Origin of the sequence: Paraburkholderia sp. GAS33 (genome assembly GCF_050436645.1) — a bacterium.
Taxonomy (GTDB): domain Bacteria; phylum Pseudomonadota; class Gammaproteobacteria; order Burkholderiales; family Burkholderiaceae; genus Paraburkholderia; species Paraburkholderia phenazinium_B.
Genome location: NZ_JBNDMP010000001.1, coordinates 477932 through 497918, shown reverse-complemented (window position 1 = coordinate 497918; position 19987 = coordinate 477932). Strand labels below are relative to the sequence as shown.

At 62.0% G+C, this 19987-nt stretch carries 15 protein-coding genes; 4 read left to right on the top strand and 11 right to left on the bottom strand.

What is annotated here, in order from left to right; genetic code table 11:
* Positions 1-2 precede the first annotated feature (2 nt).
* Both P3T24_RS02285 and P3T24_RS02280 read left to right on the top strand, forming a co-directional pair.
* Complete coding sequence (locus P3T24_RS02285; RefSeq protein WP_429285840.1) at positions 3-1214, top strand: efflux RND transporter periplasmic adaptor subunit; 1212 nt, start codon at positions 3-5, stop codon at positions 1212-1214.
* A 12-nt stretch (positions 1215-1226) separates the two neighbouring features.
* Complete coding sequence (locus P3T24_RS02280) at positions 1227-4520, top strand: efflux RND transporter permease subunit (protein WP_429407934.1); 3294 nt, start codon at positions 1227-1229, stop codon at positions 4518-4520.
* Between the two features lie 100 nt (positions 4521-4620).
* On the opposite strand, the gene P3T24_RS02275 is transcribed toward P3T24_RS02280, so the two are convergent.
* The 3 genes from P3T24_RS02275 to P3T24_RS02265 all read right to left on the bottom strand — a co-directional run bounded on the left by P3T24_RS02275 (position 4621) and on the right by P3T24_RS02265 (position 7866).
* A complete protein-coding gene (locus P3T24_RS02275) occupies positions 4621-6081 on the bottom strand; it encodes an amino acid permease (protein ID WP_074268893.1) in 1461 nt (486 codons plus the stop codon).
* Positions 6082-6267: 186 nt separating this feature from the next.
* Complete coding sequence (locus tag P3T24_RS02270; protein ID WP_074268894.1) at positions 6268-6939, bottom strand: GntR family transcriptional regulator; 672 nt, start codon at positions 6937-6939, stop codon at positions 6268-6270.
* 96 nt (positions 6940-7035) lie between these two features.
* Complete coding sequence (locus P3T24_RS02265; RefSeq protein WP_429432014.1) at positions 7036-7866, bottom strand: MipA/OmpV family protein; 831 nt, start codon at positions 7864-7866, stop codon at positions 7036-7038.
* Positions 7867-8280: 414 nt separating this feature from the next.
* Here P3T24_RS02265 and P3T24_RS02260 point away from each other — a divergent pair, with 414 nt between their 5' ends.
* On the top strand, positions 8281-9378 hold the full coding sequence (locus P3T24_RS02260) for a porin (RefSeq protein ID WP_074268896.1): 1098 nt from the start codon (positions 8281-8283) through the stop codon (positions 9376-9378).
* Between the two features lie 113 nt (positions 9379-9491).
* Here the strand turns inward: P3T24_RS02260 and P3T24_RS02255 are convergent, their stop codons facing one another.
* Positions 9492-10358, bottom strand: coding sequence for a class I SAM-dependent methyltransferase (locus P3T24_RS02255; protein ID WP_429432011.1), 867 nt, complete (start codon positions 10356-10358; stop codon positions 9492-9494).
* Between the two features lie 54 nt (positions 10359-10412).
* On the bottom strand, positions 10413-11306 hold the full coding sequence (locus tag P3T24_RS02250; protein WP_429432008.1) for an AraC family transcriptional regulator N-terminal domain-containing protein: 894 nt from the start codon (positions 11304-11306) through the stop codon (positions 10413-10415).
* Positions 11307-11459: 153 nt separating this feature from the next.
* Between P3T24_RS02250 and P3T24_RS02245 the strand changes: the two genes are divergently transcribed.
* On the top strand, positions 11460-12230 hold the full coding sequence (locus tag P3T24_RS02245; RefSeq protein WP_429432005.1) for an SDR family NAD(P)-dependent oxidoreductase: 771 nt from the start codon (positions 11460-11462) through the stop codon (positions 12228-12230).
* A 58-nt stretch (positions 12231-12288) separates the two neighbouring features.
* Here the strand turns inward: P3T24_RS02245 and P3T24_RS02240 are convergent, their stop codons facing one another.
* The 6 genes from P3T24_RS02240 to P3T24_RS02215 all read right to left on the bottom strand — a co-directional run bounded on the left by P3T24_RS02240 (position 12289) and on the right by P3T24_RS02215 (position 19955).
* The gene (locus P3T24_RS02240; protein ID WP_429285842.1) at positions 12289-14211 is read right to left on the bottom strand and encodes a PAS domain S-box protein; all 1923 of its coding nucleotides are present in this window, start codon (positions 14209-14211) and stop codon (positions 12289-12291) included.
* Positions 14212-14380: 169 nt separating this feature from the next.
* Positions 14381-15757 (bottom strand): sensor histidine kinase, encoded by a 1377-nt coding sequence (locus P3T24_RS02235; RefSeq protein ID WP_429432002.1) that lies wholly within the window; start codon positions 15755-15757, stop codon positions 14381-14383.
* Positions 15747-16424 (bottom strand): response regulator transcription factor, encoded by a 678-nt coding sequence (locus P3T24_RS02230; RefSeq protein ID WP_074268902.1) that lies wholly within the window; start codon positions 16422-16424, stop codon positions 15747-15749. The genes P3T24_RS02235 and P3T24_RS02230 overlap by 11 nt, the downstream gene beginning before the upstream one ends.
* A 20-nt stretch (positions 16425-16444) precedes the next feature.
* Complete coding sequence (locus tag P3T24_RS02225) at positions 16445-17770, bottom strand: MFS transporter (RefSeq protein ID WP_429431999.1); 1326 nt, start codon at positions 17768-17770, stop codon at positions 16445-16447.
* Between the two features lie 92 nt (positions 17771-17862).
* Positions 17863-18882 carry an ABC transporter substrate-binding protein gene (locus P3T24_RS02220; RefSeq protein WP_429431996.1) on the bottom strand — a complete coding sequence of 340 codons (1020 nt, stop codon included), beginning with the start codon at positions 18880-18882 and terminating at the stop codon, positions 17863-17865.
* Positions 18883-19037: 155 nt separating this feature from the next.
* Positions 19038-19955: a LysR family transcriptional regulator gene (locus P3T24_RS02215; protein ID WP_429431993.1), complete on the bottom strand. Its 918-nt coding sequence runs from the start codon at positions 19953-19955 to the stop codon at positions 19038-19040.
* Between the last annotated feature and the right edge of the window lie 32 nt (positions 19956-19987).

Below are 19987 nucleotides of genomic sequence, written 5' to 3'. Positions count from 1 at the left end.
CCATGAAGTCAATACCGTTGCTGTGCGTTGCCCTGTTTGCACTGTCCGCGCTTTCCGGTTGCGGCAAATCCGGTCAGGCGTCGGCGCCGCCTCCGCCGCAGGTCGGCGTGGTCACCGTCCAGCCGACCACCGTGGCGCTGACGCGCGATCTGGTCGGACGTCTTTCGCCTTACCTGAGCGCCAACGTCACCGCGCGCGTTTCCGGCGTGCTGATCAAGCGCGTCTACAAGGAAGGCAGCGACGTCAAGGCCGGCCAGGCGCTGTTCGAGATCGACCCGACCTTCTATCAGGCGCAGTTGAACAACGACCTCGGCATTCTCGGCGAAGACGAGGCCACGTATCTCAACGACAAGGTCAACGCAGCGCGCTTCCACAAGCTGTTGCCGGTTGGCTCGGTTTCGCAACAGACGGTCGATAACGCCGATGCGCTGGTGCGCACCGACGCGGCCAAGGTCAAGGCCGACCAGGCACTCGTGGATAGCGCGAAGGTCAACCTCGGCTATACCAAGGTGACCTCGCCGATCAGCGGCATCGCCAGCCAGCAGCAGGTTACCGTCGGCGCCGTGGTGGGCAGCAGCACCGCCGACGCGGGTTCCAGCGGCACCTTGCTGACCACGGTCAATCAGGTCGATCCGCTCTACGTGAACTTCACCATCAGCGCTTCGGATCTGCTGACACTGCGCGAAGCGGCCAGCCGCGGCAACGTCGCGCTGAGCCAGCAGGACAAGACGACCGTGCAGATCGTGTTGCCCAATGGCAGCCCGTACAACCAGACAGGCACGCTGGATTTCTCCGACGTCACCGTGAACGCAACCACCGGCGCCGTGAACCTGCGCGCGCTGGTGCCGAACGCACAGCACACGCTGCTGCCGGGCATGTACGTGACCATGAACGTCAACCTCGGCCAGCAGCACGACGTTTTCCTCGTGCCGCAGGAGGCGCTGCAACGTGACACGGTCGGCGCCTATGCGCTTGTCGTCGATGGAGGCAGCAAGGTCGTGCGCAAGGACGTCACGGCAACTGACAACTCCGGCAACAACTGGATCGTCACCGGCGGCCTCGCAGCCGGCGATCAGGTGATCGTCACCGGGCTGCAAAGCGCGCACGAAGGTGCTCAGGTGAAGGCAAGCCCGTGGCAGGCACCGGCTGCTGCACAAGGTGGCTCGGCCACCGCCGCAGCATCAGGGGTTCAGACCGCCGGCAACGCACAATAAGGACTTCGTCCCATGCCAAAGTTTTTTATCGATCGCCCAGTCTTTGCCTGGGTGATCCCGATTCTCATCTGCCTGATAGGGGTGATTTCGATGCTGAATCTCGGCATCGACTCCTATCCGGACATCGCGCCGCCAGAAGTAACGGTCACGGCAACTTACCCTGGCGCCAGCGCGGCGACCATGGAATCGACCGTGACCCAGGTGATCGAGCAGCAGCTGACCGGCATCGACAACCTGCTGTACTTCAACTCGGCATCCAATTCCAACGGCACTGTCACCATTACGCTGAGCTTTGCGACCGGCACCAATCCGGATACGGCGGAAGTGCAGGTGCAGAACAAGGTTGCACTGGCCCAGCCGCTGCTGCCGGCCGCGGTGACCCAGCAAGGTGTGGTGGTCGCCAAGGCGAGCCCTGACATTCTGCTGTTCATCTCGCTGCAGTCGAGCAACCCTGCCATCGACGCTTACCGTCTGAGCGACATCGTCGCCTCGCAGATCCAGCCGGTGATTGCGCGGGTCAATGGTGTGGGCAACACGTTCGAGCTGGGATCGGAATACGCCGTGCGCATCTGGCTGAATCCGGACAAGCTGCAAGGCTATGGCCTGTCCACGACCCAGGTGCTCAACGCCGTGAGCGCACAGAACGCGCAGTTCGCCACGGGTTCGCTCGGTGCCGATCCGGCAGTCAAGGGCCAGGTCTTCACCGCGACGGTGTCCGGCGATTCGCTGTTCTCCTCGATCAAGCAGTTCAACGACATCATCCTGCTCACCAACAGTAACGGCACGGTGGTCAGGCTGAGCGATGTTGCACACATCACCTTCGGTGCGCAAAGCTACGGCTCGGCTGCGGTCTACAAGGGCAAGGCGGCCGGCGGTATGGGCGTCTACCTGCTGCCGGGCGCCAACGCTCTTGCCGTCGCCAAGGCGGTGAAGGCCGAAATGGGCGTGCTCGCCAAGGATCTGCCGCCGGGCGTCACCTGGAATGTGCCTTACGACACGACACCGTTCATTACCGCTTCGATTACCGATGTGGTGCGCACGCTGATCGAGGCCATTGCGCTCGTGTTCGTGGTGATGCTGATCTTCCTGCAGAACCTGCGTGCCACGATCATTCCGACCCTCGTCATTCCGGTCGCGCTGCTGGGCACGTTTATCGGCCTCTCGCTGCTGCATTACACGCTGAACCAGCTGACACTGTTCGGGATGGTGCTCGCCATCGGCATTGTGGTGGACGATGCGATCGTCGTGATCGAAAACGTCGAGCGCATCATGACCGAGGAGAACCTCCCGCCTCGAGAGGCGACCCGCAAGGCGATGGGCCAGATTACCGGCGCCATCATCGCGATCACCGTGGTGCTGTCTGCCGTGTTCATCCCTTCGGCTTTGCAGCCTGGCGCCACCGGCATCATCTATGCGCAGTTCGCGCTGACCATTGCGGTCTCGATGGCGATGTCGGCGTTTCTCGCCATGTCGTTCACGCCAGCCCTTTGTGCCGCGATTCTCAAACCGACGGACCACCACAAAAAGAATGTCGTGTTCCGCTGGTTCGACAAGGGCTTCGACCGGGTCAACGCAACCTACTTCAGGCAGATCGGCGGTGCGGTACGTCACGCGCCGCGCTGGATGATCGTGTTCCTGCTGCTGGTCCTGCTGACGGGCTTCCTGTACACCCGTCTGCCGACCAGCTTTGTGCCGGACGAAGATCAGGGCTTTATCCTCGCCCTCGTCAATCTGCCGACTGGCGCCACGCTGCAGCGCACGGATGCGGCAATGACCGCGATGTCGCAGAAGCTCGAGCATAGTGCGATCGCCAAGGACATCGACAGCGTGTTCCAGGTCGAGGGGTTCAGCTTCGTCGGCAGTAGCGAGAACGTCGGCATGGCGTTTATCAAGTTGACCGACTGGGGCCAGCGCTCGCAAACCGCAATGCAGCTGATTCCGCAGGTCAACAGGCTCTTGCATGGCCAGCAGGACGCGCAGATCTTCGCCGTCAATCTCCCGACCATCCGCGGCTTGAGCCAGTTCGGCGGTGTCGACATGTATCTGCAGGCGCGTGCGGGCCAGTCGCGTGCGGAACTGGCGAAGGCGGAAGGCATCCTGCTCGGCAATGCTGCCAAAAATCCGACGCTGTACGGCATTCGTCCCAATTCGCTGCCCGAAGCGCCGCAGTTGCAGGTGTCTGTCGATCGTGTGCAGGCGCAGGCCATGGGGCTGTCGCTCACGGATGTCTACAACTCCATCCAGATGGAGCTCGCGCCGTTCTATGTGAATCAGTTCACTTATGGCGGCCGGGTCAAGCGCGTGTATCTGCAGGCCGATGCCCCGTACCGGATGGGCGTGGACGCGTTCCAGCACATCTACACGCCGAGTGGCATCACCAGCGCATCGACGGGCGCGACCAGTACAGCCACGAGCACGACCAACACCAGTGGCTATCTGACCAACGTCAACCCCTCGGCAACCGATACCTCGCTTAGCCCGTACAACATGGTCCCGTTGTCCAGCGTGGTGAAGTCGCACTGGGATGTGGGTCCGGTCGCGCTGCCGCGCTATAACGGCTACTCCGCAATCGAAATCGTGGGCAACCCTGCGCCGGGCTACTCCACGGGTCAGGCCATGGATGCGGTCCAGAAAATCATCAACACCCAATTGCCATCGGGTTTCGCCGCGGACTGGACAGGTCAGTCCTACCAGGAAATCATCGCCGGCAATTCGGCAACGTTGCTGATGATCCTGTCAATCGTGGTGGTGTTCCTGTGTCTCGCGGCCCTGTACGAAAGCTGGTCGATTCCGGTCGCCGTGCTGCTCGTGGTGCCGCTGGGCATGCTCGGTATGTTGTCGTTCTGTCTGTTGACCGGCGTGCCTAACGACATCTACTTCAAGATCGGTCTTGTCACCGTGATCGGTCTGGCTGCGAAGAACGCCATTCTGATCGTGGAGTTCGCGGTGGAAGGACAGGCCCACGGCATGACGCTTTACGATGCCGTGCTGACCGCGGGCAAGCAGCGCTTGCGCCCGATCCTGATGACCTCGATGGCCTTCATTCTTGGGGTATTGCCGCTCGTGCTGTCGTCAGGGGCTGGCGCCTCTTCCCGGCATGAAATCGGCACGGGCGTGATTGGCGGGATGATCTTTGCGACCTTCTTCGGGCTCTTGCTGATCCCGGTGTTTTACGTGGTCGTGCGGCGTGTGCTGGGCGATAAGCTCGACGAGGTCTCGCACAGGCTGCCGCACCATGGTGGAGATGATGCAGGTGGCACAGGCGGTACGGGTGGCACAACAACCACAGGTGACGCGAATCCCTAAGACGGGGTTTCCGTGATCTGAAACGCCTCGGTGCTACCGAACGGGCGATGCCGGCAGAGATGCGCGGCAACGCCCGTTTTTTATCGAGGCTCGTTATCGGTCAGTGACGCTCGGGAAAGCGCAGCTTCGAATGATTGCGGCCGTACGAAAAATAGATGATCAAGCCGATCACCAGCCACACGACGAGCCGCATCCACGTGACGAGCGGCAGCCCCACCATCAGCAACAGGCAGAACAGAATCCCCAGCACCGGCACGATCGGCACGCCCGGGGCCCGGAACGGGCGAGAAGCGCCGGAGTCGCTGCGCCGCAGATAGATCACGGCGCCGCAGACGAGAATGAACGCGAACAGCGTGCCGATGCTGACCATCTCGCCCAGCACGCTGATCGGCGTCAGCGCCGCCACGATGGCGACGATCGTGCCGATCATGATCTGGCTCAGATGCGGAGTCTGAAGACGCGGATGAACCCGCGCGAAAAGCGGCGGCAGCAAACCGTCCTGCGACATCGTGAAGAAGATCCGGCTCTGTCCATACAGCAGCACGAGAATCACGGTGGTGAGCCCCGTCAGCGCGCCGATCTTGATCAGGACTGAGAACCATGTGAGGCCGATGGCATCCACGCCCTTGGCGATCGGATCAGGCACGTTCAGATCCGCGTACGGTACGAGCCCGGTGAGGACCCCGGCGACGAGGATATACAGCACGGTACAGATAATCAGGGATCCCAGGATACCGATCGGCATGTCGGTCTGCGGCTTTCTCGCCTCCTGCGCCGCGGTGGATACCGCATCGAAACCGATGAACGCGAAAAACACCACGGCCGAGCCACGCAGAATGCCGCTCATGCCGAAGTTGCCGAACTCACCTGTATTCGCAGGAATGAACGGATGCCAGTTGGCCGGCTTGATGAAAAACATCCCCAGCGCGATGAAGGCCACCACCACGATCAGCTTGACCGCCACCATGATGTTGTTGAGCCGTGCGGACTCCTTCGTACCGAGCACCAGCATCGTAGTCAGGATGGCGATGATCACGATGGCCGGCAGATTGACGATACCTGTGGCCGTGGTGCCGTCGGCGAGCTTGATGATCGTGCCGGGGGCGGTCGACAGGGTCGGCGGGATGTTGATTCCCGCGTTATGCAGCAGACTCACGATATAACCGGACCAGCCGACCGCGACGGTCGCGGCGCCCATTGCATATTCGAGGATCAGGTCCCAGCCGATGATCCACGCGAAGATCTCGCCGAGGGTTGCATAGGTGTACGTATAGCTGCTGCCGCATACGGGCAGCATGGCAGCCAGTTCCGAGTAGCACAGGCCAACGAACGCGCACGCGATGCCACCGAGGATGAACGAAAGAATGATGCCCGGGCCGGCGAACTGCGCCGCCGCGGTGCCGGTCAGGACAAAGATGCCGGCGCCGATGATGGCGCCGATTCCCATCGCTGTGATGCTGGTGGCGCCCAGCGTTTTCGACAGCGAGTGGCCTCCCTCCGTATCCGCGCTTCCGACGATATCGGCGACGGATTTCCGTGCCATGTAGCTCGTATCAGCCATGATGAGTCGTCCCGTTCAAATGGTTTTTGGACGCGAACCGACTCGGCTTGCTTCGGCCCGCGAAGCACGACAAAAGCATCTGTTACCGAATACTGGCAGGGCTAAGGTGGAGAGAAAGTGGAATTAAGTGTAGTCCGAATCAGAAGTAAAGTGAAATAACGGCTCGGCGCCGCTCGCAGAGTCTTGTCAGCCCTGGTCCGTCTCAAGCATCCTCATCGCGGCTTTTTCCGCATTCGCCACGTGTAGCCGGGCGGCTGCCTCTGCAGCTTGCGCATCGCGCGCCTTGAGCGCTTTGTATAGCTTGTCGATTTCCCGCAAGCTGGCTGGCAGGCGGTCGGGATGCATCAGGGACGTGGCGCGTAGCAGATTGACGCGTGAATAGAGGCTCGTCAGGATCTCCTTGATCAGGCCGTTGCCGCAGTTGCCGAGCAGCACGTCATACAGGTCGCCCTTGGCCTTCAGCACGGCATCCTGATTGCCGGAGTGCGCCGCCACCTTCAATGCCTGGGCGCGCTCGCCAAATTGTGCGATCGCCGCATCGTCGGCGTGACGGGTAAACTCGGCGGCGGCAAATCCTTCGAGCAGGCCGCGGATCGCATACAGCTCGGTCGCTTCCTCCCTGGAAATGACCGCGACAGTCGGCCCCTTGTGCGGCACAATGCGCACCAGCTTCTCGGCTTCGAGCCGGCGCAGCGCTTCGCGGATCGACGTGCGGCTCACGCTCAACGACTCGCAGAGTTCACGCTCGATCAGGCGCGCCCCAGGCGCAAAGCGTCCCGACATGATCGCCTGCCGGAGCACGTGCTCCACCTGGTGACGTAGCGTCTCAGGCCGTATCAGCTCCATATCGGCTGCCATGATTGTATTCCCGTCTGACAATTCACATGGCTGCTATGGTACTCGAATCCCTGTGACAGGCAAAATCCCCGGCAGGAACCGGGGCTGAGGCTTCGCTCAGAACCGGTAGCTCGAGAACAACCCATATGTGAGCTGGGTTTTCTTCTCGACAATGGGACTGCCGCCGACATCGCCGCGGAGCCTGGCGGCGATCACGGTAGCGCCCACGTCCCATTGCCTGGAAAGCCTGTAGTCAGCCTTGACGGAGACGTTCAGCGAAGCGACGCCCGCCCCCGGCGCGTATTCAGGCAGACCGGAACGCTGGCTCTGGCCGGGGTCGACACCGTAGAAAGTCCGGTTGTACTGGCTGCTGCCCCACGTCAGTCCGGGCCCAGCGCTCAACGTGAGCGCGTCGACCGGCTGATACTTTCCTTCCAGGCCCAAGGTGGCCACCGTGCCCTCGTGCTTGCCGAGAATGTCGGTCATGACGCTGCCGCGCGCCGTGAACCAGTCGAGCGTATAGCTGCCGAACAGGCCGGCATGGGCGGTACGGGAGATGTCGCCGAGGCCTTGCAGGCGTGCATCGTCGGACTGGTCGCGCGGCTGGATGAAATCGTACGACAGCAACGCGGCGAGCTGCCAATGCGAGTCCTTATAGAGGTAGGCACCCATCCCCAGCGGCGTATTTGCCTCGGGCACCGTACCGATGAAATAACGCCCGTTGCTCGCGCCGAGTAACGGAATCGGCTCAAATTTGCGATCGCTCGCGCCCGGATATTCGGGCAGGCTCAAAACTCCCGCGCCGACGGTGAAATGCCAGCCGTCGGGCAACATCGCGTTCGGCGATGCGGGCGCTGTAACGTCATCAGCCATTGCGTCAATCGAACCGGCACACAGTATTGCGCCGAGTAACAGATATTTTGAATAATGATGGACGCGTACTTTCATCGAAATCTCCGGGCTGGAAGCTCATGACTTCAGCCGATCAGGGAAGGGAAGCGGCATGATGCGCAGCGCGGGCATGGGCGGCCAGCCGCTTGCGATGAAACGACGGGAGGTGGCGCGAGAAGGGATAAAGACGGCGCGAGTCGCGGGAGGCTTTCAATCAAAAAAGCCGTCAACCGGTTTCAACAAAAAAACGACATTTATCGTTCGAAGCTATTACCGCTGTAATCGTTGAAACGGCTTTATCGTAAAATCAGCCCGCGGCGGTAAGGGGTATTAACAAAGCCATCGCGCTGCACAAAATAGTCGCGGATCTTCATAATCAGGATCCCTCGACAAAAACTCGCTCAGCTGCGTGCGCTCGCCTCGAAGACCGCCTAAACAAATTTTCAAACAATAGAAAAGATGGAGAGACGGATGAAAAAATTCCACCTGATGGCGAGTTCCGGCGCAGCCGCTGCAGCACTCGCAATGTTCGCGCCCAGCGCATTCGCCCAAAGTTCAGTCACGCTGTACGGCCTCGTCGATACGACGGTTCGTTACCTGTCGAATGCAAATGCGAACAACGACGGCCAGGTTGCGATGGGAGAAGGCGTCGAAACACCGAGCCGGTGGGGCTTGAAGGGTACCGAAGACCTGGGCGGCGGCCTCTCGGCCGTGTTCCGGTTGGAGAACCAGTTCCAGCTCTGGTCGGGCAAGCTCGATAACAGCAGCAACCAGTTGTTCCAGCGTCAGGCGTACGTCGGGCTGTCGAGCAGCCAGTACGGCACGGTGACGTTGGGCCGCCAGCAGACGCCGTTCTTCGAGCAGATGGGCAACACCTACGACCCGTTGACCGTCGCCGACTTCTGGCAGGACAGTTACGTGTATAACCCGGTCGGCCCGTTCCTGTTCACGAACAGCTCGGTCAAGTACAGCGGCACGTTCGCCGGCCTGACGGTCGAGGGCATGTACGGCTTCGGCGGCGTGCCGGGCAGCGTCGGCTCGAACAGCATGTACGGCTTGACGGCTTCGTACTCGATTGGACCGCTGTCGGCCGACGTCGGCTTCCAGCAGAATGACGTCGAGGGCAAGAAATTCAACATCGTCAACGTAAGCACCGTGTATGCGTTCACCCCGGCCGTGAAGGTGCTTGCGGGCTGGCTGCATTCGCAGGACGAAACCGGTACGGCCGACTTCGCCCAGCAGCAGGTCGGCGCGCCGTTGCTGGCATCCGCGAGCCCGGACCGTATTGACGACAGCTTCTATGTCGGTTCGAGCTGGCAAGTGACCTCGCCGCTGACGTTGACGGTGGCAGGCTACTACGATCACGCCCGCAACGCGGCGTTCCTCGACGGCGCGCTCGGCGTCGGTATCAACTACTCCGCCACGGTGCTCGCCGAGTATGCGCTGTCCAAGCGCACCGAGGTCTACGGCACGGTCGACTTCACCCGCGGCAACGGCGCGTTCCTCTCCGACTACCCGGGCCGCAACAACCAGACCGGCGTCGCAGTCGGCCTGCGCAATCTGTTCTAAATCCGCAGCATCTCCGCGAGGTGGCTGAAACGGCCGCCTCGCGGACGATCCTTTGCTGCTAGCCTCACCCTCTGAAGGCATCGCGTCAACAATGGCGCTCCAAGCAATGCACGCTAACTGCTGGTCGTTGCGACCAGCAGTTCCTCAGCGTTGTTCGGCGGGCGCAAGCCATCGGTCCTGCCGGCGAAGTAGCGTTGTGTCAGATCAGCCGCGGATACGTGCCGTGCTTCTTCAAAGCCCGCTTCGCAGGCCATTTCCCGGATCTCCGCCGGGGTGAAGAAACTCACGAAAGGCGTACCGCTTGCCCGCGCGCCCTTCTCCGCCATCTCGAGCCCGGGTCGCACCTCCGGGTCCGCCAGTTCCAGCGGTAGCAGAAACGTCATGGCGAGCGTCGACCCTCGGGCGAGCGCCGCCACTTCGCGCAACGTGGCCGAGTTCGCCTCTTTGCTGAGATACATGCTGACGCCCGTCGACACGACAATGGCCGGCTGGCTCTCATCGAAGCCGGCAGACATGAGCCCTTCCCGCCAGCTTCCCCCCGCCTCGAAGTCCACTGGCACGAAACGTAACCAGTCCGGCACGCCGAAGCCGAGTTCGATCAGGCGCTGACGCTTCCATGCCTGCGGGCCGGGCTGATCGATCTCGAAGACCTTGAGATGGGACGCAATCTCCGGGCGCCGCTGCGCGAAGCTGTCGAGGCCGGCGCCGAGAATCACATACTGACCGACGCCGCGGCCGGCCTGTTCCACGACCAGATCTTCGATGAAGCGGGCACGCGCCACGATCGAGGCACGAAACGGCCGCGTGAACTGCGGGTCCATGTCGCCACGGCTGCGCCAGTTCTCGTCCGGCGACAGCAGCTTGAGGCCGATCTCGTCTTCCAGCACATGCGGCAGCGAGTCGGACTGGACATGCAGTGCACGCCACAACGCGACTCGCGCTGCGGTGCTGTCGGGTGCGATATCGTGCCCGTCGGTCATGACTGTGGCTCCTGTGGGTTCGTGTTCGTCTGGACAAAAAAACCATGCGCAACGCTAGGCCACGACCGTCTTCAATGAGGCGATATCGCGCCGGGGCGGCGCGCCAAACATGCGCGCGTATTCACGGCTGAATTGCGATGCGCTTTCGTAGCCCACCTGATACGCGGCCACTTCGGCGTTGGCGTCCCCTGTCACCATCAGATGCCGCGCTTCGAGCAGGCGTAGCTGCTTCTGGTATTGCAGCGGCGTCATCGAGGTGAGCGCCTTGAATTGCCTATGGAATGCGGAGGGACTCATTTGCGCCACGGCCGCCAGTTCCTCGATGCGAATCGTCTCGGCGAACTGGTCCCGTAATGTATGGATCGCTGTAACCACTCTCTGCGCATGACTGTTCGCCAGCACAACCTTGGCGACCTCGCCGCCATGAGGCCCCGTCAGCAGCCAATAGCAGATCTCCCGCATGATCATCGGCGCAAGGATAGGAATCGCCTGCGGCGTATCGAGCAGACGCACCATGCGCAGCACGCAGTCGGCGAGCGGACCGTCGAAGTCGGTGACAAATACACCGCGGCCCAGATTGTCTTCCAGTTCGGGCGGCGCCTCGAGACGCTCCATCACATCGCGCATCACCGCAAGGTCGAACTGAATCACGATGGCGAGGAACGGTTCGGCTGGACTCGCCTCAACCACCCTGCTGAATGCCGGCATCTCGACGCTAACGACGAGCGCTCGCCCTGCCGGATAGTCGTAGCGCCGGTCGCCGAAAGTCGTCCACTTGGTGCCTTGCACGACGACGCACAGCGCGGGCTTCATGATCAGATGAGACGCAGGTTTTTCATGATCCGCGCGAAGGATGGCCATTCCATCAATCGCGGTAATGAACGGGCTCCCCTTCCCGGCCTGCTGGTCGGTATAGCGTTTGACCGCTTCAATCAAGGCATTGGACATATGCATTCCCTCCTTTCCTGAATGGTACATGCTCACGTATCCAAAGGAGGCGCTCCGAGCAGGATCAGGCAAGAACCGAAGCAGTTCGGGCATTCAGCGCCTGGGGAGGCCGGAATAAGCTTGACTCCTGTTCAACCGGAAGTGGAGCACAGCATGACCGCAGGAAATACAGGCACAAAAATCGCAATCGTTACCGGAGGCAGTCGCGGTCTGGGACGCAACACGGTGATCAACCTTGCGCGGCGCGGCGTCAATTCGCTCTTCACCTATCGCGCGAATCGGGCAGAAGCCGACAAGGTGGTCAGCCTCGTGGCAGAGGCGGGGCAAAAGGCCATTGCGCTACCGCTCGATACCGGCAAGGTGAACACGTTCGACGCCTTCGTGGAACAGGTTCGAAAGTCGCTTCCCGAGTTGGGCGCCGAGCGTTTCGACTTCCTCGTCAACAACGCCGGCACTTCGAATCACACCCCATTCGAGCAGACGACCGAGGAAGAACTCGACGGTCTCTACAACGTCCATTTCAAGGGCGTTTTCTTTCTCACGCAAAAACTTCTGCCGCTCATCAACGATGGTGGCCGCATCGTGAATATTTCCTCGGGACTGACCCGCGTCGCTTTTCCTGGCAGCGGATCGTACGCGTCCATGAAGGGTGCGGTCGAAGTGCTGACCCGTTATCTCGCGAAGGAACTCGGTCCTCGCAAGATCGCCGTCAACACCGTCGCTCCGGGCGCGGTCGCGACCGACTTCAGCGGCGGCATGGTGCGCGACAATCCCGAGATTAACAGGCGCGTGGCGGAAGCGACCGCGCTCGGCCGCGCGGGCGTGCCAGACGACATCGGCCCGATGATCGCCTCGCTGCTGTCCGAGGATAACCGCTGGGTCAATGCCCAGCGTATCGAAGTCGCCGGCGGCATGGTGATCTGAGAAGGCGCTCGTGCCCGGTTAGCCCCTCTACGTACCAAGGGGCTACCCAGGCACCCGCTCAACCAGCGCGCAAGGCCTTCGCGAGATCGGCGAGGCGATACGGCTTGTGGACGAACGTGAACTCGCCGAGCTCGCCATGTTCGCGGCGCAGCACCGCAAGGGGATAGCCCGAGGCAAGCACGATCTTGACAGCCGGAAACTGCTCGCGAACCAGCCGCGCCAGCTCCAGTCCACTGATTCCGTGCGACATCACGATGTCGCTAAAGAGAATGTCGATCCGCGAACGCCGCATCAGGATATCGACGGCGTCCAGGCCATTACTGGCCGTCACCACCTCGTAGCCGATGCTTTGAAACAGCTCGGACGCGGCGGCCAGCAGGTCAGGCTCGTCTTCCACGAGCAGGACGGTTTCCGCCGTCAGATGCGCTGAATAGTCCTTGGCAGGGACGGGAGCGCCCGCTATGGCGGGAAGATAGATCTCGATCGTCGTGCCATTGCCGCCCACGCTGCGGATCACAACATCGCCGCCCGACTGGGTAATGAACCCATACACCTGGCTCAAGCCGAGTCCCGTCCCTTTGCCTATCTCCTTCGTGGTAAAGAACGGCTCAAACGCTCGTGCCGCAACTTCGGGCGACATGCCCGTGCCGGTGTCCGATACCGCCGCCCTGATATAAGTGCCGGCCGGAAGTCCTCCGACGTCGCCAACCTTGAGCTCGACGCGCTCAGTGCTGATCGCGATTGTTCCGCCCCCGGGCATCGCATCGCGCGCATTCACTACCAGGTTCAGCAAGGCGGCCTCGAAACGTGCAGCGTCCAACAGCACCACCGTCTGCTCCGCGGCCAACTCGACCTCGAGACTGATTGAGTCGTTCACGGCCCGATGCAGCACCGGTTCGAAGGCCCGGATGATCGTGTTCACGTCATGGGACTCGGCCTTGAGTGGCTGTTGCCGGGCGAACGAGAGAAGCTGCTGGGTCAGCGAGGCACCACGGTCGACGGCACGCTGCATCGCATCCAGCATGCGCGTGTCCAGATGGGTGCGCGATTGCGCGGAGAGCACCTGCAGCCCGTTCGAAATCACGGCCAGCAGATTATTGAAGTCATGCGCGACACCGCCTGTGAGCTGGCCGATGGCCTCCATCTTCTGCGATTGAAATAGCGCGGCATTGGCGCGTTCCAGTGCAGCGGCCGCTTCCTTGCGCTCGGTGATATCGCGAGTCACTTTCGCAAATCCGAGGAGCGTGCCGAATTCGTCGCGGATCGCATCCACCACCACGTTTGCCCAGAAGCGGCTCCCGTCTTTGCGAACCCGCCAGCCCTCCAGTTCCGCCCGGCCGTCGCGCGCCGCCATCGCGAGCGTCAGCGCCGGCACACCGCGGGCGCGATCTTCCTCGGTATAAAAGCGGGAAAAGTGCTGACCGACGATCTCGTGTTGCTGATATCCCTTGATACGCGCTGCCCCGGCATTCCAGCTGGTTATTTCTCCGGCGGGGGACAGCAGATAGATGGCGTAGTCCGTGACCCCATGGACAAGGAGACGGAACTGTTGCTCGCTCTTGCGCAACTCTTCCTCAGCCACCTTGCGTTCGGAAATATCACGCGTGATTTTCGCAAATCCCACCAGCTCGCCGGAATTGTCGCGGATGGGATCGACCACGACGCTGGCCCAGAAGCGCGTGCCGTCCTTGCGCACCCGCCATCCCTCGTCTTCGAACTTGCCCTCCTCGAGCGCCGTGCGCAACGCCCGTTCCGGGACGCCGGATGCGCGGTCCTCATCCGTGTAGAACTGGGAAAAGTGTTTTCCTATGATCTCGCTGGCGACGTAGCCTTTGAATCTTTGGGCCCCGGCATTCCAGCTGACGATGTAGCCGCGCGTATCCAGCATGTAGATCGCGTAGTCCTTTACGCTGGTCACAAGCAGTTCGAATCGCTGGGCATCGGTCAGTCCGGCGGGCGCTGCGTGATTGTCGGTTGTCATCGTCGTGGGTGGAAAAGTCGATACCTGGCCGGAGACACTCTATCCTGCCAGCGAAGTCAGCACACAACCTCCTATGAGGCAAATTCTAGATCAACCCCACCGGCAGGGGTGGCGTATTACCGATTTTTGACAAGAAACCCGCCTACGCCCCTGAACCTCGTGGGTCAAATCACCCACGTACGGCCGGAAACACCACCGAAGCAGTCAGCCCCACCCCGCCCGCGCCATCGCCATCGCCATCGCCCAACACGACTTCGGCCCGATGCGCCCGGGCGATTTCGCGGACGATCGACAATCCGAGCCCGCTGCCCTCCTCGCCGGAGGCCCGAAAGAACGGCTCGAACACCCGGTCGCGTAACTCGGGGCCGATCCCCGGGCCTTCATCCGCGATGGTCAGAACGACCCGGCCGTCCTGCGAGCTCAAGGTAAGCGCGACATGGCCACCGGCTGGCGTATAACGAATCGCGTTGTCGAGCAGATTGAACAGCAGCACCGAAAGCAGCGGCTCGTTGCCCATCACTTGCCCTGGTTCGTCGAGATGCGCGGACAATTCGACGCGGCGTCGTTGCGCGAGCAATGCGAGCTGTTCAAGTGTCCCGGTCGCAACCGCGCGCAGATCCACGGGCGCACCTTCGAAGTCGGCGTAGTCCGCGGCCTCCGCTTGCGCGAGCAGCAACAACTGGTTGGTGAGCGCCACCAGCGACTGGTTGCTGCGGTGCATGGCCAGCAGCGTCTCTTTCAGTTGACCAAGATCGTCCTGGCGTCGCGCGTATTGCAGTTGCGTGCCGAGCAAGGTGAGCGGCGTACGCAACTGATGCGCCGCATCTGCGATAAAGCGCCGCTGCATGGCGGTCTTCCGTTCGATGATATCGAGGCACTGGTTGAACGCGGTGACGATGGGGCGCAACTCATTGCGCAAAGGATCGGCATGCACCCGCAGCGAGGCATTCGGCGCACGCGCCAGCATGTCTTTCGCGAGCCGCATCAATGGCTGCAGTTCGAACGTGAGTCCGACGCAAACCAGCACCACGGCAATCGTCACGATGCCGGCAAAATGCAGCATCTGCGGCCGCCATAGTTCGGTGGCTGCCGCATCGCGTTGCATGAGTGTGCGCCCCACCGAAACGACAACCTGCTTCGTCGCGCCCGAGTCGTACATTGGGCGGATCAGCGACACCGCGCGAATCGGGTGTCCGCTCACCGCTGCGTCATACCAGAGGGGTGTATCGCCCGGCACGCGCAACGGAAAATCCGAGGTGCCTGCAATCGTCGCACCACCCACTTCGCGAATGCTGAAATACACCTCGTCGCCATACGGCGAACTCAGGATCTCGATCGCGCTCGGCGAGATCTCCGCGTGCAGATAGCCATTTTCCCATTGGATGTCACCGGCCATCACGCGCGCCGACGACAGCAACGCTTCGTCCTGCAACAGGCTCGCTGTGCGCTGCGCGTTGTCGCGGGCGATCAGACCCGCCGCGAAGACATAGACGGTCATCGGCAACAGCAGCCACAGCAGAAGCCTTAAGCGCAGGCTATTCGTCATCGGCGCCGTCTTCGAGCAGATAGCCGAGGCCGCGCAGCGTGATGATGGTCGCAGTGCTCTTTTCAAGCTTCTTGCGCAGCCGCGACACGTAAATCTCGATGGCGTCTTCGCTGGTCGCCGTATCGGCGTTGCTGAGCGAATCCGCCAGCAGCGCCTTCGCCACCGTCTTTTTGGCACGCAGGATCAGCGCCTCGAGCACTGCGTGTTCACGCGGCGTCAACGTCAGCGGCTCGCCTTCCACCGCGAACTGGCAGCGGTCCATGTCGTACGTGAGATTGCCGCATTTGAGGCGGTTCGAGCGCGACGACGATTGCCGCCGCGCCAGCACCTTCACGCGCGCAACCAGTTCACGCGCATCGAATGGCTTGACGATGTAGTCGTCGGCGCCTGCGCCTAGACAGATCACTTTTTCGTCGACGGCGCCGGTCGCTGTCAGGATCAGCACCGGCGTTGCATCGCCCCGCTCGCGCATACGGCGCAACACGCTCTTGCCAGAGAGCTGTGGCAGATTCAGATCGAGCAGCACGACGTCGTAGGGCACGGCGCGCACGGCGGTGTCGGCCGCTTCGCCATCGCTCACACGGTCGAGCATGAAGCCGTCGTCCTGCAGAATCCGCGCGAGCCAGTGCGCGAGCTGATCGTTGTCTTCGACGAGCAGTAGCCTCATCGCCTCTATCCCCAATGCGTTCATGCCGTCCTGTACTGCTCCCGCGACTGGGTCGAACGGTACAGAACGAGCGTTGCGACTATCCCGCACAGCGCAGCAAACGACATCCATGCGCCCGGGGAAGCCTTGTCACCCGTAGTATGAATCAGCCAGGTCGAGATGGCCGGCGTAAACCCGCCGATCACCGTGGCGAGACTGTACGCCATCGAAAAACCGGTGGTCCGCACATGCGCCGGCATAAGCTCCGTCAATGCGACGACCATCGCACCGTTGTACCACGCATAAAGCAGCGACAACCACAGTTCGACCAGCAGCAGACGGGCGAACGACGGTTGCGTCACCATCCATTGCATGACCGGATACGCAGTCAGGATCGCGAGCACGGTGCAGGCGATCAGCACAGGACGGCGGCCGATGCGATCGGACACGGCACCAGCGATCGGCAACCAGATGAAATTCGACACGCCCACACAGACCGTGACCAGCAGCGAATCGAGCGAAGACAGCTTCAGCACGACTTTGCCGAACGTCGGCGTGTACGCCGTGATCAGATAGAACGACGCCGTCGTCATGATGACGAGGCCCATGCCGGCGAGGATCAGCCGCGAATGCTGCACCATCGACTTCGCGATCTCGGCCATACCCGGACGATGGCGGCGCGCGGCGAATTCTTCGGTCTCCTGCAGAGAACGACGCACGTAGAACAGGAACGGCACGATCAGACAGCCGACGATGAACGGGATACGCCAACCCCATGCGTTCATCTCCGAAGCAGGGATGAGACGGTTGAGCAGCACGCCGAGCGACGCCGCGAACACCACCGCCACCTGCTGGCTCGCGGACTGCCACGAGCAGTAGAAACCGCGATTGCCCTTGGTCGCGATCTCCGAGAGGTAGACCGATACGCCACCCAGTTCGACGCCCGCGGAAAAGCCCTGCAGCAGCCGTCCAAACAGGACGATAGCGGGCGCGAGAAGACCGATCTGCGCATAGCCCGGCACAAACGCGACGCACGCAGTGCCGACCGCCATCAGCATCAGCGAAAGGATCAAGCCCTTGCGGCGGCCGTGATGGTCGATGTAGGCGCCGAGCACGAGCGCGCCGATCGGACGCATCAGAAAGCCCGCGCCAAACACGGAAAGCGCGAGCATCAACGAGGCGAACTCGTTGCCGGTCGGAAAGAACGTGGCTGCGATTGCGGCCGCGTAATACCCGTACACGGTGAAGTCGTACATCTCGAGAAAATTGCCGCTGGTGACGCGAAACACCGAGCGCAGGCGCGATTCCCTTGAAGCAGCAGGGACGGCAGCGGCAGCCGTTTCGTTCGATGAAGTTGCAGATGTCATGGTGACCTCGATTGGGAGGGACAGGCCCGTGCCCGGCGGCCATCGGGGCAACCAGGTACGGCTTCGTTCAAAGTGGAAATGCGTCGAATGCCTCAGTGGGCCGGTACGGCATTGGCCTCGTCGGCAAAGCGGTTGGTGTAGGTTCGCGCCAGATCGACATGGCGCGGCTCAATGGCCGGATTGACTGCCGCGAGCGCAGCCAGAACCGTCTCGGGCGCGCCGTCCGGCATCCTGCCGTCGCGCGAAAACGCTGGCATCGATGCAGCGAGCGTCTGTTGATAGAGCGCCCCGTTCGCGCCGATAAAGTCCTTCGGCAAAACCGCCATAACGTCGCCGGCACTGTGCGATGAAATAAACGCGAGAGCCCGTGTCATCGCGCGGACCAGGTGCCGGGTTTCGTCCGGATGGGTGGCGACCCACTTGCGCTGCGCATACACACATGCGCCGGCAAAGGGGCCGCCCAGCACCGCACGCGTGCCCTCGACGCTGCGCATGTCCACCAGCACCTGCGCGGTGCCGGCGGACAGCAGCCGCGAGGCCGTCGGCTCTTCGATCATGCCGGCGTCGACCGTGCCTTTCGTCATGGCATCGACGAAGCTGTTGTCCGAACCGAGCGGCACGACCGTGTACGAGTTGGTGGTGAGGCCCGCACGCTGCGCGAGATAACGGCTCAGGAAATACGTGGACGCGCCAAACCCCGTCACACCGAGCCTGCGGCCGTTAGCGTCAGCCATGGTCTGCATCGGCTGCGGCACTTTGGTCGACGCCAGTTCGGCGAGTCCCGCCGCGCGGTTCAGAACGACAATGGCTTCGACTTCGAGACCGCGGCTCTGCAGATCGATCGTATGGTCGTAGATACCCACTGCGCCCTGGACGGCACCCGCGATCAGTTCGGTGGCGGTATCGACGCCGGCCGGTTCCGAGAGAATCTCGACGTCCAGCCCTTCGTCGCGGAAGTAGCCGAGGCGGGCCGCCAGCGTGACCGGCAGATACATGATCTTCGACGCGCCACCCGTCATCAGCGTCAGCTTCTGCGCGTCGGCAGGCGGCGTCCAGCACAGAACCGCGCAAGCGGTCGAAGCTAGCGCCGTGAAGCGGGCGAAGGGTGGCATATCGGAAGGGTCTCCATGGTCGAGGGCGCCGGCCCGCTATCTACGGATCGTCTGGTGCAGCGCTTGCCGCGAGTATAAAAAACCGACGCCTTCTGCCTGCTTTCGGCAGGGAGGAAATGTTGTGGGTGTTTACCCTCGTCCGGCGCGAACTCCGCTCAAGCTCCGTCGGCCCGATCCCACGGAGCCACTCCACCGAACGCATCGACCAGGAAATCGATCACCGCGCGGGTCTTGGCGCTCAGGTGCCGGCGACTGGGGTACAACGCGAGCACATCGATGTCGGGCAACCGATACTCCGGCAACACCTGAACCAGCTTGCCGACGCGCAGGTCGTTGCCGACCAGAAACGTGGGTTGCCAGATGACGCCTTGCCCAGCGAGTGCGGCTGCGCGCGCCGTATCGCCGTTGTTTGTATGCATGTGACAGTTGACCTTTACGGTGTGAGCTTTGCTCTCGCTGTCGATCAGTTGCCACTCGTCGCCGGTGGCCGCATACGAGTAGCCGATGCATCGATGCTCGATCAGGTCGGCTGGTTTAACGGGATGTCCGCAACGCGCCAGATAGGTTGGCGACGCACAGAGGATGTTTCTCGATGTTGCCAGCTTGCGGGCTGCCTGGTTAGTCGAGCCGGCGCGGGAGATGCGAATGGCGAGGTCATAGCCTTCATCGACAATATCGACGACGCGGTCGATCAACGCCACGTCGAGTTCCACTTCGGGATATTTCCGCATGAACTCGGGCCATAGCGGCGCCAGGTACAGAATCCCAAAGCTCACAGGCGCATTGATGCGCAGACGGCCACGCGGTTCGACCGAGGCCGAGGATACGAGCCCCTCAGTCTCGGCGACGTCGTCGAGGATCGATTTGCAACGCGAGTAAAAGGTCTCGCCGCCCTCGGTAAGAGACAGCCTGCGTGAAGTGCGATTCAGCAGGCGCGTGCCGAGATGCGCTTCCAGCTCACTCACGTAGCGGGTCACGTTGGCAGGCGACGTCTCGAGCACATCGGCTGCGCGCGTGAAGCTGCCACGGCCCACAACGGTCACGAAGACTTCAAAAGCACGCAGCCTGTCCATGGGATTCCCCGATCATTCACAAATGCTGAATG